This window comes from Streptomyces sp. NPDC007808 (assembly GCF_042868655.1).
Taxonomy (GTDB): Bacteria; Actinomycetota; Actinomycetes; order Streptomycetales; family Streptomycetaceae; genus Streptomyces.
The window spans coordinates 546,191-561,343 of sequence record NZ_JBIAEQ010000008.1; the positions used below are offsets into that span (position 1 = coordinate 546,191).

Consider the following 15,153-nt stretch of genomic DNA (forward strand, 5'->3'; position numbering starts at 1 on the left):
TGCCCGCCGGGCGCGGGAGCCGCGGAACCGACACGGAGCCGCGCCCTTTAGGGTGCTGTCGTGAGCCATGATGCGACGTCCAGCGGTGACAGCCCCTTCCGGTCCGAGCTCGGCGCTCGCGACGCGGCGCCCCAGTTCGTGCTGCCGCTCGTCGTGCGGATCGAGCGGTCCGCTCCCCCGGCCCGCACCGACGCCCTGGAGACCGCCGCCCGGGCGGTGCTCGTGATGCTGAGCGACGAGCGGTCCGTCGGCGACGGGGAGTGGGCGCAGGCGGTACGGGACTGGCAGGACGCCCGGATCCGGAAGGTCGTGCGACGGGCTCGTGGAGCCGAGTGGCGACGTGCGGAGGGGCTGCCGGGCGTCACCGTCACCGGCAAGTCGGCCGAGGTGCGGGTGTTCGTGCCCGTGCCGTTGGACGGGTGGCCCAAGGAGCTGGCGAAGCTCCAGGTGTCCGGTACCGACCTCGACGACCCGGAGCCGCCGGTGGCGGCGGATCCGTCGGCGCCGGTGCTCTGGATGAACCCCGAACTCGGCATGTCCGCGGGCAAGGCGATGGCACAGGCGGGACACGCGGCCCAACTCGCCTGGTGGGAGCTGTCGGACGCGGAGCGGGACACCTGGCGGGAGGCGGGGTTCCCGCTCGCCGTGCGGACCGCGGACGCGGGACGCTGGCCGGAACTGACGAGCAGTGGGCTGCCGTTGGTGCGGGACGCGGGGTTCACGGAGATCGCACCCGGGTCCTGCACCGTGGTGGCCGACCATCCCGCGCTGCGCGTGTGAACATCCCCGGCGTCCCGTGCGTACGACCTGGCGGTGACCGTTTCACGGTGTGCGGAGCGTGGTCGGGCGTGCGGGGCGCGGGGCGGGAGCGCGGGCCCCAACCTCAAATGTTGCTCTGAAGGTTCTCGCCCGGGGGTTCGGGCGGAGCCCGCGGGGCCATACCCCCGTCACGTCCGACACGTCCGCGGAGACGCGACAGCGGGTACGGAAGAGGCCGGGAGGGGACGATGCAGCCACTGGGCACGGGGATCGGATGGCGTCCGGAGATCGCGGACGCCGTGGAGCGCATGCCGGGCATCGACTGGGTCGAGACGGTCGCCGAGAACGTCTGCCCCGGACACCTTCCTAAGTCCTTGGTACGGCTGCGGGAGCGCGGTGTCACCGTGATCCCGCACGGCGTCTCGCTCGGGCTGGGCGGCGCCGACCGGCCCGACGCCGGACGGCTGGCCGCGCTCGCCGAGCGGGTGGAGGCGCTGGGGGCGCCGCTGGTCACCGAGCACATCGCCTTCGTACGGGCGGGCGGGCCGCTCACCGCGTCACCGCGTCTGGAGGCGGGGCATCTGCTGCCCGTCCCGCGCACCCGGGACGCCCTGGGCGTGCTGTGCGAGAACGTCCGTATCGCCCAGGACGCGCTGCCCGTGCCGCTCGCCGTGGAGAACATCGCCGCGCTCATCTCCTGGCCCGGCGAGGAGATGACCGAGGGGCAGTTCCTGTACGAGCTGGCCGACCGGACGGGGGTACGGCTGCTCATCGACGTGGCCAACCTGCACACCAACCACGTCAACCGGGGCGAGGACCCGGCCAAGGCGCTCGCCGAGCTGCCGCTGGAGGCCATCGCGTACGTCCATGTCGCGGGCGGCTTCGAGCGGGACGGCGTCTGGCACGACAGCCACGCCCACCCCGTCCCGCAGCCGGTCCTCGACGTCCTGACCGACCTCGCCTCCCGTGTCCGCCCGCCCGGTGTCCTGCTGGAACGGGACGAGAACTTCCCCGAACCGGCTGAGCTGGAGCGGGAGTTGGGGGCGATCCGGGAAGCGTTGGAGAAGGGGGCGGTGGAGCGGGCGGCCGGGGAGCCGCCGAAGACCGGGGCGGCCGCTGGGGCTTCGTCGGCCACGGGGTCCTCGGAGGTCTCGGAGCCGGCGGGTCCGGGCTCGCCGCGGAGGCGGCCGGCGCAGGGCGACGCCGAGCGGTCGACCGTCCATCCGGCCACCGAGCCCGCCCGCCAGCGCCTCGCGCTCGCCCAGGCCGCCCTGCTGTCCGCGCTGGTCGCCGGGACGCCGGTGCCGGAGGGCTTCGACCGGGTGCGAGTGGGAGTGCAGGCACGGGCGCTCGCGGGGAAGCGGGCGGACGTCGTGGCGAAGGTCGCGCCCGAGCTGCCGGTCATCCTCGGGGACGGGTACCGCCGGGCCTTCCTCGCCTACGGTCACGGGCACCCGATGACCGACGGCTACCGGCGCGACGCGTTGGACTTCGCGGGGTACCTGCTGGCCGAGGGGCGGCTGGAGGACGCCCGGGTGCGGGCGCAGGTGCGGGAGTGGTGGCTGGAGCGGTCGGGGCCGACGCCGCGCTCGCGGCGGCCGGGGGTACGGCTGGCCCGGGCCACCCGCCGGGTGCTGCTGCGCCGGTGAGCGGGCGGCGGGCGCGTCGTCAGCCGCCGCCCGGGTGGGGGCCGTCCGACGGGTCCTGATCGACGGCCGCCGACAGCTGGGCGACCAGGGGGTTTCGATCGTCCCTGTGCCAGGCGACGGCGACACGGGTGCGGGCGGCAGCGGGCTCGATCCCGCGGAAGGCGACGCCCTTCAGGCGGACGCGTCGGATGCTCGCCGGGGCCGGGGAAACGCCGAGACCGGTCTCCGCCAGGGCGCACACGGTCTGCCACTCCACGGTGTGCTGGGTCGCCCGGGGCGTGAATCCCGCCGCGGCGCACAGCGCGGTGATCCTGTCGTGAAGCTGCGGGCCCTCCGCGCGCGGCAACAGCACGAAAGGGGAGCCCGCCGGCTGTTCCGGTCGTACCACCCGTTGCGCGGCCGGAGGGTGGGTGGACGGCAGCACGGCCACGAACGGCTCGCTCAGCGCCGTGCGGAAGCCCAGGTCCGTCTCCTTCTCCTCGGCGGGGGTTCGCGCAGCAGGCCGATGTCGATCGTCCGGTCACGCAGGGCGGCCAGTTGCGGCGCCTTGGTCATCTCGCGGATGTCCAGACGCCCGCGGGGGAACCGTTCCCGGAAGGTGCGCAGCAGGCCCGGCAGGACGGTCGGTGCCAGGGAGGCGGCGAAGCCGATCCGCAGACGTCCTGCCCGGCAACCGCCGACGGCCCGGGCCGCGGCCAGGCCGTCGGCCGGATCGGTGAGGGCACGTCGCGCGGCGGGCAGCAGCCCCAGCCCCGCCGGAGTGAGGGGACCCGTCCCGGTGCGCGGCTGAAGAGAGCGTGGCCGACCCTGTCGCGTGCAGCTGCGGCAGGGGGAGTTCGGGGCGCTCCATACGCTCAGAAAATCAGAGCCTCCCTCATTTCGTATTAGACGTATCGATGCTGGTCACTTAGCGTTCCACGCATGACGGAGCGACGCGCGATCCTCAGCGGTTCGACCTTCGAGGAACAGATCGGCTACGCCCGCGCCGTGGTCGACGGTGACTGGGTGCACGTGTCGGGGACCACCGGGTTCGACTACACCACCATGACGATCTCGGACGACGTGGTGGAGCAGGCCGAGCAGTGTCTGCGCAACATCGGGGCCGCGCTGGCCGAGGCGGGGTGCGCCTTCGCCGACGTGGTGCGGGTGCGTTACCTGCTGCCCGACCGCGACGACTTCGAGCCCTGCTGGCCCGTCCTGCGGCGCTGCTTCGGCGAGGTCCGGCCGGCCGCCACGATGCTCATGTGCGGCCTCGCCGACCCGCGTATGAAGATAGAGATCGAGGTGTACGCGCGACGGCCGGCACGCCCCTCCCGGGATTGACACCTCGGCCGCACAGCACGCGTCGGCCCGGGTACGGCAGTTGCTGCAGGCGTCGGAGTACCCCGAAGTAATATGCCAACCCGACCCACGAAGCGCACTGACGTGCGGTGCCGTGACAGGAGGCACCATGCGACCGAGACCCCCGGTCGACGGCCGAGGCATCTTCAGCGGCACCGGACTCATCATCACGGGTCTGACCGCGACGCTGCTGGCCATGATCTTCCCGATCTGGTCGTACGCCGACCGCTCCGGGACCGGCTACGACGTGCTCAGCGCCGGGACCGTGTCGACCGGATACGGCCCGCTGTCCGGTCTCGACCGTGACTTCCTCACCAAGGTCCGGCTGGCCGGTCTGTGGGAACTGCCGGCCGGGCGGCAGGCGCAGCAGAAGGGCACGACGCCGGCCGTGCGGACCGCGGGACAGCACCTCGTCGAGGGGCACGCGTTCCTCGACGAGCGGGTGCGCGACGTGGCGGCCAAGCTCAGTCTCGAACTGCCCAACGAGCCGACCGAGCAGCAGCAGGAGTGGCTGGCGGCCCTGGACGCCGCCCAGGGCGTCGAGTTCGACCGGCAGTTCGCCAACATCGCGCGGCTCGCGCACGGCAAGGTGTTCTCCGTCGTGGCCCAGGTGCGGGCCGGCACCCGCAACTCCCTGGTCCGCGCACTCGCCGACGACGCCAACACCACCGTGCTGGACCACATCACGGTCCTGGAGGCCACCGGCTACGTCGACTACGAGGCCCTGGCACGGGACTTGGCCGCCGACAGCACGCCGCCGCTCACGCCCGCCCCCGCGCCGCCCGGTCCGACCGCCGATCCGGCTCCGGCGGTGCCCATGACCCCGCCCCCGTCGCCCACCTACACGCTGCCGCCGGCCGCCTCCAGCCCGCGCCCCGAGGACGACGCCACCGCCGCCGATCGGTCGACGGCCTCCTGACACCGTGCGCATACCCATCCGGAACGTCACGTCCCGGCAACGCTCCGTCCGGATCGTGAACGAGGCATGGCGTTTCCGGGAGCCATTGGCATAGAAACGCGGCATGTTCTGGGTGCTTCTTCTGCTGCTGGCATGGGCCGTCGCCGGCACGGCGTGCACGCGGCTGTGCCTGGCCGCCGTCCGCGCCGCGGCCGTGGACACGAGAGCGGCGATGGCAGGCCAAGGACGTGATCTGACGCTGTACGAAGCGGCGTTCCTCTCCGGCGGCCCTCGACGGGTCGCCGATCTGACCCTGGTCTCCATGGCACGGCAGCGACGGCTGCTGCTCGCGCACACCGGGTGGGCGACGGTCGTCGATCCGCGTGGCCGCGACGAGATGGAGCGCTCGGTGATAGGGGCCATCGGGCCGGAGGGCCAGTCCCGGATCGAGCCGGTGCGCGACGCCGCGGCCGCCGCCGACGCGGTCGGCACGCTCGCCGACCGGCTGGTCAGCGCGGGGCTCGCCGTACCGGACGGAGCACGCAGTGGTGTCACCGCGGCGATCCGGCGGGTGCGGCTCGCCGGGGCGGTCGTCCTGGCGCTGGGGGCGGTCGCCCTGCTGACACCCGTTCAGTCGGACCTGCCGGCGCACCTGGTCGCCCTCTGGTTCGCGCTCCCCTTCGTCCTCACCCTGAGCTGCCTCGCCATCGCCCGTATCGAGGTCCATCCCTATGCGCGGTGGGCCTCCCCGGCCGGGCAGCGGATGCTCGGCGCCCTGGTCCGGCACTCCGGGGGCGAGGGCGACCGCAGATACCTGACGTCCGTCGCCGTACGGGGCGTACGCGCGATCGGTGAACCGGAGCTACGCGCGGCCTTCGGGCACCGCGAGCCGCACCACCAGGCGTCCCGCGGACAGGACCGACCGCCCCGGAGTCGGTGACGCATAGGGGGCATTGACGCCGACACCGGCAGGCGGTGCTTGCCTTCATCAACAGACGAACCAAATATCCCTTTTGTTGCTGCCGTGCACTGAAGGGACACGCGATGAGAGCCGCCGCCTACTCGGTCGCCGGGGCCATGCTCCTGACCACCCTCTCCGCCGCCCCGGCGGGCAGTGCCGTCGCCGCGCCCGTCGCGGACGAGAGACACGGCACGGCGGTGGCCGCCGAACGCGCCGCGGCGACCGGCCTCACCTTCGCCCCTTGTCCCAAGAGGCTGCAACTGCCGGCGACCGTGCAGTGCGGCACGGTGTCCGTCCCGCTCGACTACGCGTATCCCGAAGGCAAGCAGATCCGGCTCACCGTCAGCAGGGTGCGCGCCACGCACAAGGACCCGGACAACAGCAAGCGCCGGGTGCCGCGCCAGGGCGCCCTGGTCTACAACCCGGGCGGACCGGGCGCCTCCAGCCTGCACTTCCCGCTGATCGGCCTGCTGCCCGCGTGGAAGCGGCTCGCGGGGGCGTACGACCTCGTCGGCTACGCCCCGCGCGGAGTCGGGCCGTCCGCGCCGCTGTCCTGCGAGGACCCCAAGCAGTTCGCCACGGGTCCCTCCCTGGCGCCGACGCATCCCTCGGAGGCGTACAAGAAGGAGCGCGTCGCCCGGGCGAAGGCCTACGCGCGCGGCTGCGCCGAGCGCACCGGCAGCGCGCTGCGGCACTACAACTCCCTGAACAACGCCCGCGACCTGGACGTGCTGCGCGCTGCCCTGGGCGAGCAGCGGCTGACGTTCATGGGGGCGTCGTACGGCACCTACTTCGGCGCGCTGTACGCGACCCTCTTCCCCACGCACGTACGGCGGATGGTGTTCGACTCTGCCGTGAACCCGGATCCGGAGCAGATCTGGTACCGCAACAACCTCACCCAGTCGGCCGCGTTCGAGGGGCGGTGGGCGGACTTCCGGGAGTGGGTCGCCAAGCACCACGAGGTGTACCGGCTCGGCACCACCCCCGAGGAGGTGCTGCGCGGCTACGAGAAGGCACGCGAGCGGCTGGCCGTGGAGCCTGCGGGCGGGAAGGTCGGGCCCGGGCAGTTGCAGGAGGCGTTCCTGCAGGCCGGCTACTACGACGACTACTGGCCCGCGCGGGCGAAGGCGCTGTCGGCGTATCTGAGGGGCGACTCCAAGCCGCTGGTCGAGCTGGCCGCGCCGGTAAAGGAAGCGGCGGCCGAGGACGAGAACTCGCGTGCCGTCTACACGGCCGTGGAGTGCAACGACGCTCCGTGGCCGACGGACTGGGCGGTGTGGGACCGGGACAACACACGGCTCGCGCGCGTGGCGCCCTTCGAGACCTGGGACAACGTGTGGATGAACCTGCCGTGCGCCTACTGGACGGCGCCCCGGCAGCGGCCCCTCGACGTGCGGACCGGGCCGGGAGAGGTGCCGCCGATCCTGATCCTGGCCGCCGAGCGGGATGCCGCCACTCCGTACGAAGGGGCGCTGGAGATGCACCGGCGGCTGTCGGGGTCGGTCCTGGTGACCGAGCGGGACGCGGGCACCCACGGCATCGCGTACGGCCCGAACGCCTGCGTCAACGGCCACATCGACGCGTATCTGCTGGAGGGCCGCCTCCCGGCCCGGCACACGGCGTGCGAGGGACACCCCGAGCCGAAGCCGGAGCGTCCGGACGAGCGCGCGGCGAAGCAGAAGCTGGGTGCCGCGGCGGCGACGAAGCCGGGCGGCCGGCCGCAGGGGGCCACGACCGCCCGGCTGCCGCGCTGATCAGCCGGTCAGCCGGTCAGCCGGTCAGGCGAGTCCGGCGACCAGTTCCGCCACGGTCTTGCGGCGGCCCGTGAAGAACGGCACCTCTTCGCGGACGTGCATCCGGGCCTCCGAGGCACGCAGGTGACGCATGAGGTCGACGATGCGGTACAGCTCGTCGGCCTCGAAGGCCAGGAGCCACTCGTAGTCACCGAGTGAGAACGAGGCGACGGTGTTGGCGCGGACGTCCGGGTAACCGCGAGCCATCTTGCCGTGGTCGGCGAGCATGCGGCGGCGGTCCTCGTCGGGCAGCAGGTACCAGTCGTAGGACCGCACGAAGGGGTAGACGCTGACGTAGTTGCGCGGCGTCTCGTCGGCGAGGAACGCCGGGATGTGCGAGCGGTTGAACTCGGCCGGGCGGTGCAGCGCCATGTTCGACCAGACCGGCGTGAGCGCGCGGCCCAGTTTCGTGCGGCGGAAGAGGTTGTACGCCTCCTGCAGCTGGTCGCTGGTCTCGGCGTGCCACCAGATCATGAGATCGGCGTCGGCGCGCAGCCCGGACACGTCGTAGGTGCCGCGGATCTTCACGTCCTTGGCGGTGAGCTGGTCGAACAGCTCCTGGACCTCGTCGGCGTAGCCCGCGCGGTCCTCGGGGAGCACGTCCTTCAGCTTGAAGACGGACCAGAGGGTGTAGCGGATGACCTCGTTGAGGTCCTTGGCCAGCTTGCCCTTGTTCGGGATCCTGCCGGGCTCGGTGGTGGAGGCGTCGTCACTCATGTCCCTCATTCTCCCGCTCCGCCGTGCAGGCTCTGCACCGGGTTGGCGGTGAGCTCCTCCACACCGCGCAGGTCACCCTGGATCTGGTCCACCGCCGCATGGGCGCTCGCGATGCAGGCGGGGATGCCGACGCCGTCGTAGAGCGCCCCGCAGACGGCCAGCCCGGGGAGCTCGGCGACGTGCTCGCGGACGCGGGCCACGCGCGCGTGGTGGCCGACCGGGTACTGGGGCAGGCCGTCGGTCCAGCGGGTCACGCGGGTCTCCAGCGGGGTGGCGTCGAGGCCGGTCGCCGCCCGCAGATCGCGGCGGGAGACGTCGACGAGGTGGTCGTCGTCGTGCTGGAGGATCTCCGTCTCGCCGTACCGCCCGACGGAGGTGCGCAGGACGACCACGTCCGGGTTCTCCCCGGCGATCCAGCCCCACTTCTGGGAGGCGAAGGTGGACGCCTTGATGGTGTGCCCGTCGACCGGCGGCACGAGGAAGCCGCTGCCCGCGGGCAGTACGGCCTCCGAGCGGCGGTAGGCGAGGGTGACCAGGGCCATGGAGGCGTACTCGACGCCGTCCAGCTCGGCGGCGGCCGCGGGGGCCTCGGCGCGCAGGAGGGCGGCGGCGGCCGGGGCGGGTACGGCGACCACGACCGCGTCGGCGTGCCGCACACGGTCGGCGGCGACGACACGCCAGCCGCCCGACGCCTCGCGCCGCAGCTCCGTCACCGGCGTACCGGTGAGGATCTCGCCGCCCCGGGCCCGCACCGACTCCGCCACGGCGAGCGGCAGCCGGCCCACGCCGCCCTCGATGCCCATGAACACCGGCCCGGTCTGCTGGTTGGCGGCGGCCTTGGCCTGGATCTCGCGGACCGCCTCCGTGAGCGAGTCGTGGGTCCGTGCGGCCTGATAGAGCTGCGGGACCGCCGAGCGCATCGAGATGCGGTACGCGTCGCCCGCGTAGACGCCGCCCAGCAGGGGCTCCACCAGGCGGTCGACGACCTCGCGGCCGAGCCGCGCCGCCACGTACTCCCCCACCGCCACATCCTCCCCGACCTCGGTGCGGGGCAGGTCGGCGTCGCGCTCGATACGGGCCAGGCCCTCGTCGGACAGGACGCCGACGAGGGCGGAGGCGGTGCCGGGGACGCCCATGACGTGGCCCTTGGGCATGGGGCAAAGGGCGCCGCGGGTCCAGATCGAGGCCGCCGCGGTGGCGGGCGGCTGGAGATGCTCGGCGAGGCCCACCTCGCGGGCCAGGGCGACGGCCTCGGGGCGGCGGGCCAGCATGGACTCGGCACCGAGGTCCACGCGGGCGCCCGCCAACTCGCCGGGCAGGAGTTTGCCGCCGACCCGGTCCGACGCCTCCAGGACGGTCACCCGCCGGCCGGCGTCCAGCAGCCGGTGGGCCGCGGCGAGCCCGGCGATCCCGCCGCCGATGACGACGACCCCACCCGGGCCCGTACGACTGTGAGCTTCGCGCATGTCCACAGCCTCTCAGATCCCGTCGGCCGTCCGCCCGCGCCCCGGTGTCCTTCACGAGTCCCGACCGTGACCGCATCGGGACCGTTCTCCGCCAACGTCCCGCCCCCTCCGGGCGTCGAAGAGACAGCAGTCGACACGACGACCCTCGGGGGTAGGCACCTATGCGCGCACCACGCACCGCACGATCCGTACGACCGGTTCCGGCCCTCGCCGGCCTCCTGCTGGCCACCGCGCTGACGCTCACCGGCTGCAGCGGCTCGGCAGACTCCGATTCCGGGTCCGGCTCCAGCAAGGCCGACGCGGGAGAGGCCGCGCAGGCCGACTCCCGGGCCGGCGCGGATCAGGGCGCACCCGGCGGTGGCTCCGGCGCCGGCCGGGCCACCGCGCCGCCCAAGGTCTCCGCGAGCCACATCATCCGTACCGCCTCGCTGACCGTTCAGGTCAAGGACGTGCCGAAGGCCCTGGACGAGGCCCGCGCCGCCGTCGAGAACGCGGGCGGCTACGTCGGCGACGAGACCACCACGCGCGACGAGGGGGGCCATGAGCGCACCCGTGTCGTCCTGCGCGTGCCCGTCGCCGAGTACGCGGACGTCCTCGCGGACCTGGAGGGCGCGGGCAAGCTGCTCGAACGCAACGCCAAGGCGCAGGACGTCAGCGACCAGGTCGTCGACGTGGAGAGCCGCATCAAGTCGCAGCGGGCCAGCGTCGCCCGGATCCGCGAGCTGATGGACCAGGCGACCAAGCTCAGCGACGTGGTCACGCTGGAGGGCGAGCTGAGCAGCCGCCAGGCGGACCTGGAGGCGCTGCTCGCCCGGCAGGCGTCCTTGGAGGACCGCACGAGCCTGGCCACCATCACCCTGTCCCTCGCGGAGACGCCGGTGAAGAAGGCGGCGGCGAAGGACGACGACCCCGGCTTCCTGGACGCGCTCGCGGGCGGCTGGGGCGCGTTCGTGACGATGCTGCGCTGGCTCGCGGTGGTGCTCGGCGCCGTGCTGCCGTTCGCCGCGGTCGGGGCGCTGATCGTGCTGGTGTGGCTGAAGGTGGTCCGGCCGAGGCTGCCGCGCCGCCCGGAGCCCGTGCCCGCCACGACGGCCCTGGGGCCGCTGCCGTCCGCACGGCCCGCCCCGCGGCCCGAGCACTCGGGGGAGCCCGGTGAGCGGGACTGAAATGCCCTGCTCTCGTAGCGTGTTCGCATGAACATGAGTGCTGTGCGAGGTACCGGGGAACGACTGGTCGTGATCGGCGCCGACGCCGCGGGCATGTCCGCGGCGTCGCAGGCCCGCCGCCTCAAGGGGCCCGAGGAGCTGGAGATCGTGGCGTTCGAACGGGGCCACTTCACCTCCTTCTCGGCCTGCGGCATCCCGTACTGGGTGGGCGGCGACGTGCCCGACCGCGACCGGTTGATCGCCCGTACGGCCGAGGAGCACCGGGCCCGCGGCATCGACCTGCGCATGCGGACGGAGGTGACGGAGATCGACGTGCCCGGCGGCCGGGTACGCGCCCGTGACGTCGACTCCGGAGCCGAGTCCTGGACGTCGTACGACAAACTCGTGATCGCGACCGGCGCCCGCCCGATCCGCCCCGACCTGCCGGGCGTCGACGCGCCCGGGGTGCACGGTGTGCAGACCCTCGACGACGGGCAGGCGCTCATCGACACGCTGTCACGCACGCGTGGCCGCCGCGCCGTCGTGGTCGGCGCCGGCTACATCGGCGTGGAGATGGCCGAGGCGCTGATCAACCGCGGCTACGAGGTGACGGTCGTCAACCGGGGCAGCGAGCCCATGTCGACGCTCGACCCGGACATGGGTCGCCTGGTGCACGAGGCCATGGAGGGCCTGGGCATCACGATGGTCGACGACGCCGAGGTGACCAAAATCCTCACCGGTGAGGACGGCCGGGTGCGGGCGGTGGCCACGCAGGACGCCGAGTACCCCGCCGACGTGGTCGTCCTCGGCATCGGTGTCCGCCCGGAGACGACGCTCGCGCGGGCCGCCGGCCTCCCCCTCGGCGGCCACGGCGGTCTGCTCACCGACCTCGCGATGCGGGTACGCGGCCACGAGAACATCTGGGCGGGCGGTGACTGCGTGGAGGTCCTCGATCTGGTCTCCGGGCAGGAACGCCACATCGCCCTCGGCACCCACGCCAACAAGCACGGCCAGGTCATCGGCACGAACGCCGCGGGCGGCTACGCCACGTTCCCCGGTGTGGTCGGCACGGCCGTCAGCAAGGTCTGCGACCTGGAGATCGCCCGGACCGGGCTGCGTGAGAAGGACGCCCGCAGGGCGGGTCTGCAGTACGTCACGGCCACGATCGAATCGACCAGCCGTGCCGGCTATTACCCCGGCTCCTCCCCCATGACCGTCAAGATGCTCGCCGAACGCCGCACGGGCCGGCTGCTGGGCGTGCAGATCGTGGGCCGGGAGGGCGCGGGCAAACGCGTGGACATCGCGGCGGTGGCCCTGACGGCGGGGATGACGGTGGAACAGATGGTGTCCCTGGACCTGGGATACGCGCCGCCGTTCTCCCCGGTGTGGGACCCGGTGCTGGTGGCGGCCCGCAAGGCGGCGAAGGCGGTCAACGCCGAACGCTCCTGAACGCTGCCGGCCGGGGTGAGGGCGGCGGGGCGCCCGTGGTGCCACCCAGGTGCAGGGCCAGCACCACGAGGGCCGCCACAACGGATGCCGTACCGCCGAGGACCAGTCCGGAGCGGGCTCCCAGCAGGTCGCTGAGCCATCCGACGAGGAGCGCGCCGAAGGGGGTCGTGCCCTGGAAGACCAAGGTGTAGAGGGCCATGATCCGGCCGCGGTAGGCGGGGGCCGCGCCGAGCTGGATCCGGTGATTGGCCGCCTGGGCGAAGCAGACGGAGCCGAAGCCGGTGCCGAACAGCAGCACCACGGCGACGGCGTGTGTGGGTGCCAGCCCCGCCAGGGCCTGCATGATTCCGAACCCCAGCGCCGCCGCGACGACCAGGCCCAGCGGCGGTCTGCCCCGCCGCAGGGTCGTGGCGAACGCTGCAACGAGGGATCCGGCCGCGAGGGCGGTCGTGAGCAGCCCGAACTCTGCGGCATCGGCGTGGAAGACGGTCTTGGCGAGCAGCGGCAGGATGAGCTGGAAGTTGAAACCCAGCATGCCGATCACCGCGACGAGCACCATCGGAAGAAGCAGGTCACGGCGGGACATCACCAGGCGGATTCCGTCCATGACCCGGACGCGGTCGGGGCGACGGCCACTGCGGTGGAGTTCGCCGGGGCGCATCATCCGCAGTCCCCCCACGGTCGCCAGATAACTCGCGGCGTTCACCAGCATCACGGCCGCGGTGCCGGACCAGCTGATCATCAGTCCCGCCAGAGCCGGGCCGACCACCCGTGCGCAGTTGAAGTACGCCGCGCTCAGCGCGGACGCGTTGGGCAGCAGCTCGGCCCCGACGAGCTCGCTGACGAAGGCCATCCGGGTGGGCACTTCGACGGCGTTGACCGTGCCGAGCCCGAGGGCGAAGAGAAAGACGTGCCACAGCTCCACCCGTCCGGCCAGGACGAGCAGGGCGAGCGACAGCGCGAGCGCAGCCGAGACGAGGTTCACGGCCATCAGCAGGCGGCGCTTGTCGTGCCGGTCGGCGAGCCCGCCGGCGTAGAGGGTGAGCAGCAGCAGCGGCGCGAACTGCAGCGCCGTCACCACTCCGAGGGCCGTACCCGAGTCGCCGGTCAGTGCCAGCACGAGCCAGTCCTGGGCGACGACCATCATCCAGGTGCCCGCGACGGAGACCAGCTGGCCCGCCGCGAAGAGCCGGAAGTTACGGATGGTCAGGGACTGGTAGGTGCCGGCGAGGATGCGTTTCATCAGGTCCTTCATACGACTGTCTGCAGCGGCGCTGCGGCATTCCGCGCGCGTCAGCGCTGCTTTCCGCGGGTACAGCGGATGGTGGACAGGTTGCGGTCCACCGCCGCCGCCCTGCCGCCCCACCGGGACGGCTGCGGGCGGGGCCGGCGGATCAACGGCGAGGCGCGCAGCAGCAGAAGGCCCCGCGGCCACGGCAGGGTGCTGCCATGGCGCCAGATCAGGGGCATGGTGGGACTCCACGTCGTCCTGGGGCAGCGAGGGGTACGCCAGGGAGTCGGCGCGGGCCGCCGGTGGTCCACCGGACCGTCACGGTGAGCCGCGACAGCCGCCAGCCGTCGGCCGTGCGGACGGCCTCGACGTCGTACAGCGCGCCGCCGACGAAGGTCGGGACGGTACCGTCGCCGTGCCGCACATGGGTCGCACGCACGTTCGCCCGTGCTGTGGCTCGATCCCCGCCCAGTTCGACCAGGCAGTTCGTGACGAGGTGATGGGTGTGCGCGAACTGCCGTCGGGAACGGCTCTGGAACTGCGGCAGCCCCACGATGCCGTGATGGGTGCCGTTGGGCAGGACGAGCGCGACGTCCTCGGCACACAGCGCGCGGTACCACGTCTCGTCGCACCCCTGCGCGTCGGGGTGGTCGAGGCCGGTGACGAACCGGCTGACGAGCTGGGTGAGTTCGGCGCGGTCCGCGAGCCCGAGCAGCCGCTCGTCCGGCCCTGGGACCCTCTCGTCGGGCGGAGCCATGCGAGGCATCCCTTCTCACCCGTGCGTGCGGGCGTGGTGAGCAGCTGAACGGCGGACGTCCGGTGCTTGCGCGGGCGGCTGCGGGTGGCCGGCGGGTGGCCGCCGAGGCGGTGCCGCGTCCCGCGCCAGGAGGCATTCCTCCAGGAATCCCAGCGCCTTGAGGTGGTAGGTGCGGGCCGCCCAGCCGAGGCTGATGTTGTGTCCGGCGTACGGCTGATGGTCGACCGTCACCTTTGTGCCGGACAGCGGTGCTGTGAGCGCCTCGACGGCCTCTTCGTCGAAGCGCCACCACAGTTCCCGCTCGGCGAACGTGAACCGGACCGGGATCGTGACCAGAGCGGCGATGCCCGGATACAGGCGGGGCCACAAGGGCCCTTCTGCCGCCTCCATGCCTGGTACCGGCCTCACCAGCGCCCGGCCGAGCCGGAACGCGTCCGGCGGATACAGCCGCAGCGGCCCCCAGTGGCGACGCCAGTCACCGTGGCTGTCCGGGCCGGGCAGTCGGTGCGGGTCGACGGCCAGGGCGCTGCCCAGTCCGGAGATGTCCAGGCCGATCAGCCGACCGTCGGACGGTCCGGCCGCGGCGGCCAGCGCGAGCTTGCCGCCGTTGGAGTGTGCCACCAGGAAGAAGCCGGCTCCGGTGTCGTGGCCGCCCGCGAAGTCGTCCAGCGCGGCGTGCAGCGTGGTCGCCTGGCCGTCGAGCGTCTGTCCCTCGGGCAGATGGGGGGCGGACGCGCCGTAGCCGGGACGGTCCACGGCCAGGACGGAGTATCCGAGCCGCACGCCGAGGTCGAGCAGGGAGAGACCGGGCCTGGCGCGGCTGTGGAAGTAGCCGGCGCTCATGCCGCCCCCGTGGATGGCCACCACCACGGCACGCGGAGGGCCGGCCGGTTCGGCGAGCAGTGCGGAGATCGGGACGCCCGCGGCGTCGAGCGTGATGCTGTGGATCTCCGGGGCATCGGCCATGTCTGCCATCGGGTAGGTCTC

General features: G+C 73.0%; 16 protein-coding genes. 8 read left to right on the forward strand and 8 right to left on the reverse strand.

The window, feature by feature from the left end; genetic code table 11:
• The first annotated feature begins 60 nt into the window (after positions 1-60).
• Together ACFYNL_RS30795 and ACFYNL_RS30800 are read left to right on the forward strand one after the other, a co-directional pair.
• Complete coding sequence (locus tag ACFYNL_RS30795) at positions 61-780, forward strand: peptidyl-tRNA hydrolase (protein ID WP_388808941.1); 720 nt, start codon at positions 61-63, stop codon at positions 778-780.
• Positions 781-1,007: 227 nt separating this feature from the next.
• Positions 1,008-2,408, forward strand: a complete 1,401-nt coding sequence (locus ACFYNL_RS30800; protein ID WP_388808944.1) for a DUF692 domain-containing protein — start codon at positions 1,008-1,010, stop codon at positions 2,406-2,408.
• Between the two features lie 19 nt (positions 2,409-2,427).
• Here ACFYNL_RS30800 and ACFYNL_RS30805 read toward each other — a convergent pair whose 3' ends face one another.
• Positions 2,428-2,838, reverse strand: coding sequence for a LysR family substrate-binding domain-containing protein (locus ACFYNL_RS30805; protein WP_388808947.1), 411 nt, complete (start codon positions 2,836-2,838; stop codon positions 2,428-2,430).
• Between the two features lie 11 nt (positions 2,839-2,849).
• The gene (locus ACFYNL_RS30810) at positions 2,850-3,302 is read right to left on the reverse strand and encodes a LysR substrate-binding domain-containing protein (RefSeq protein ID WP_388809109.1); all 453 of its coding nucleotides are present in this window, start codon (positions 3,300-3,302) and stop codon (positions 2,850-2,852) included.
• 27 nt (positions 3,303-3,329) lie between these two features.
• Between ACFYNL_RS30810 and ACFYNL_RS30815 the strand changes: the two genes are divergently transcribed.
• The 4 genes from ACFYNL_RS30815 to ACFYNL_RS30830 all read left to right on the forward strand — a co-directional run bounded on the left by ACFYNL_RS30815 (position 3,330) and on the right by ACFYNL_RS30830 (position 7,362).
• Positions 3,330-3,731, forward strand: a complete 402-nt coding sequence (locus ACFYNL_RS30815; RefSeq protein WP_388808950.1) for a RidA family protein — start codon at positions 3,330-3,332, stop codon at positions 3,729-3,731.
• A gap of 127 nt (positions 3,732-3,858) precedes the next feature.
• Positions 3,859-4,668 (forward strand): DUF4142 domain-containing protein, encoded by an 810-nt coding sequence (locus ACFYNL_RS30820; RefSeq protein ID WP_388808953.1) that lies wholly within the window; start codon positions 3,859-3,861, stop codon positions 4,666-4,668.
• A 103-nt stretch (positions 4,669-4,771) separates the two neighbouring features.
• Positions 4,772-5,587: a TIGR04222 domain-containing membrane protein gene (locus tag ACFYNL_RS30825; protein WP_388808956.1), complete on the forward strand. Its 816-nt coding sequence runs from the start codon at positions 4,772-4,774 to the stop codon at positions 5,585-5,587.
• Positions 5,588-5,691: 104 nt separating this feature from the next.
• On the forward strand, positions 5,692-7,362 hold the full coding sequence (locus ACFYNL_RS30830) for an alpha/beta hydrolase (protein ID WP_388808959.1): 1,671 nt from the start codon (positions 5,692-5,694) through the stop codon (positions 7,360-7,362).
• A gap of 24 nt (positions 7,363-7,386) precedes the next feature.
• On the opposite strand, the gene hemQ is transcribed toward ACFYNL_RS30830, so the two are convergent.
• Together hemQ and hemG are read right to left on the reverse strand one after the other, a co-directional pair.
• Positions 7,387-8,118 carry a hydrogen peroxide-dependent heme synthase gene (gene hemQ, locus ACFYNL_RS30835; RefSeq protein ID WP_388808961.1) on the reverse strand — a complete coding sequence of 244 codons (732 nt, stop codon included), beginning with the start codon at positions 8,116-8,118 and terminating at the stop codon, positions 7,387-7,389.
• A 5-nt stretch (positions 8,119-8,123) separates the two neighbouring features.
• Positions 8,124-9,584, reverse strand: coding sequence for a protoporphyrinogen oxidase (gene hemG / locus ACFYNL_RS30840; protein ID WP_388808964.1), 1,461 nt, complete (start codon positions 9,582-9,584; stop codon positions 8,124-8,126).
• A 161-nt stretch (positions 9,585-9,745) separates the two neighbouring features.
• Here hemG and ACFYNL_RS30845 point away from each other — a divergent pair, with 161 nt between their 5' ends.
• Both ACFYNL_RS30845 and ACFYNL_RS30850 read left to right on the forward strand, forming a co-directional pair.
• Positions 9,746-10,750: a DUF4349 domain-containing protein gene (locus ACFYNL_RS30845; protein ID WP_388808967.1), complete on the forward strand. Its 1,005-nt coding sequence runs from the start codon at positions 9,746-9,748 to the stop codon at positions 10,748-10,750.
• Positions 10,751-10,777: 27 nt separating this feature from the next.
• Positions 10,778-12,178, forward strand: coding sequence for an FAD-dependent oxidoreductase (locus tag ACFYNL_RS30850; RefSeq protein ID WP_388808970.1), 1,401 nt, complete (start codon positions 10,778-10,780; stop codon positions 12,176-12,178).
• Here the strand turns inward: ACFYNL_RS30850 and ACFYNL_RS30855 are convergent.
• The 4 genes from ACFYNL_RS30855 to ACFYNL_RS30870 are packed head-to-tail and all read right to left on the reverse strand — an operon-like array spanning position 12,159 to position 15,141.
• Positions 12,159-13,421 carry an MFS transporter gene (locus ACFYNL_RS30855; RefSeq protein ID WP_388808973.1) on the reverse strand — a complete coding sequence of 421 codons (1,263 nt, stop codon included), beginning with the start codon at positions 13,419-13,421 and terminating at the stop codon, positions 12,159-12,161. The two genes, ACFYNL_RS30850 and ACFYNL_RS30855, sit on opposite strands and share 20 nt — an antisense overlap.
• A 50-nt stretch (positions 13,422-13,471) precedes the next feature.
• Positions 13,472-13,648 (reverse strand): hypothetical protein, encoded by a 177-nt coding sequence (locus tag ACFYNL_RS30860; RefSeq protein WP_388808976.1) that lies wholly within the window; start codon positions 13,646-13,648, stop codon positions 13,472-13,474.
• Complete coding sequence (locus ACFYNL_RS30865) at positions 13,639-14,166, reverse strand: nuclear transport factor 2 family protein (protein WP_388808979.1); 528 nt, start codon at positions 14,164-14,166, stop codon at positions 13,639-13,641. The genes ACFYNL_RS30860 and ACFYNL_RS30865 overlap by 10 nt, the downstream gene beginning before the upstream one ends.
• A gap of 15 nt (positions 14,167-14,181) precedes the next feature.
• Positions 14,182-15,141 carry an alpha/beta hydrolase gene (locus ACFYNL_RS30870; RefSeq protein ID WP_388808982.1) on the reverse strand — a complete coding sequence of 320 codons (960 nt, stop codon included), beginning with the start codon at positions 15,139-15,141 and terminating at the stop codon, positions 14,182-14,184.
• Positions 15,142-15,153: the final 12 nt, after the last annotated feature.

Bases quoted from the DNA above. Each gene is read 5' to 3' on its own strand.
- ACFYNL_RS30800 (WP_388808944.1), top strand. From the start codon at position 1,008: ATGCAGCCACTGGGCACGGGGATCGGATGGCGTCCGGAGATCGCGGAC.
- ACFYNL_RS30815 (WP_388808950.1), top strand. From the start codon at position 3,330: ATGACGGAGCGACGCGCGATCCTCAGCGGTTCGACCTTCGAGGAACAG.
- ACFYNL_RS30820 (WP_388808953.1), top strand. From the start codon at position 3,859: ATGCGACCGAGACCCCCGGTCGACGGCCGAGGCATCTTCAGCGGCACC.
- ACFYNL_RS30825 (WP_388808956.1), top strand. From the start codon at position 4,772: ATGTTCTGGGTGCTTCTTCTGCTGCTGGCATGGGCCGTCGCCGGCACG.
- ACFYNL_RS30830 (WP_388808959.1), top strand. From the start codon at position 5,692: ATGAGAGCCGCCGCCTACTCGGTCGCCGGGGCCATGCTCCTGACCACC.
- hemQ (WP_388808961.1), bottom strand. From the start codon at position 8,118: ATGAGTGACGACGCCTCCACCACCGAGCCCGGCAGGATCCCGAACAAG.
- hemG (WP_388808964.1), bottom strand. From the start codon at position 9,584: ATGCGCGAAGCTCACAGTCGTACGGGCCCGGGTGGGGTCGTCGTCATC.
- ACFYNL_RS30845 (WP_388808967.1), top strand. From the start codon at position 9,746: ATGCGCGCACCACGCACCGCACGATCCGTACGACCGGTTCCGGCCCTC.
- ACFYNL_RS30850 (WP_388808970.1), top strand. From the start codon at position 10,778: ATGAACATGAGTGCTGTGCGAGGTACCGGGGAACGACTGGTCGTGATC.
- ACFYNL_RS30855 (WP_388808973.1), bottom strand. From the start codon at position 13,421: ATGAAACGCATCCTCGCCGGCACCTACCAGTCCCTGACCATCCGTAAC.
- ACFYNL_RS30860 (WP_388808976.1), bottom strand. From the start codon at position 13,648: ATGCCCCTGATCTGGCGCCATGGCAGCACCCTGCCGTGGCCGCGGGGC.
- ACFYNL_RS30865 (WP_388808979.1), bottom strand. From the start codon at position 14,166: ATGGCTCCGCCCGACGAGAGGGTCCCAGGGCCGGACGAGCGGCTGCTC.
- ACFYNL_RS30870 (WP_388808982.1), bottom strand. From the start codon at position 15,141: ATGGCAGACATGGCCGATGCCCCGGAGATCCACAGCATCACGCTCGAC.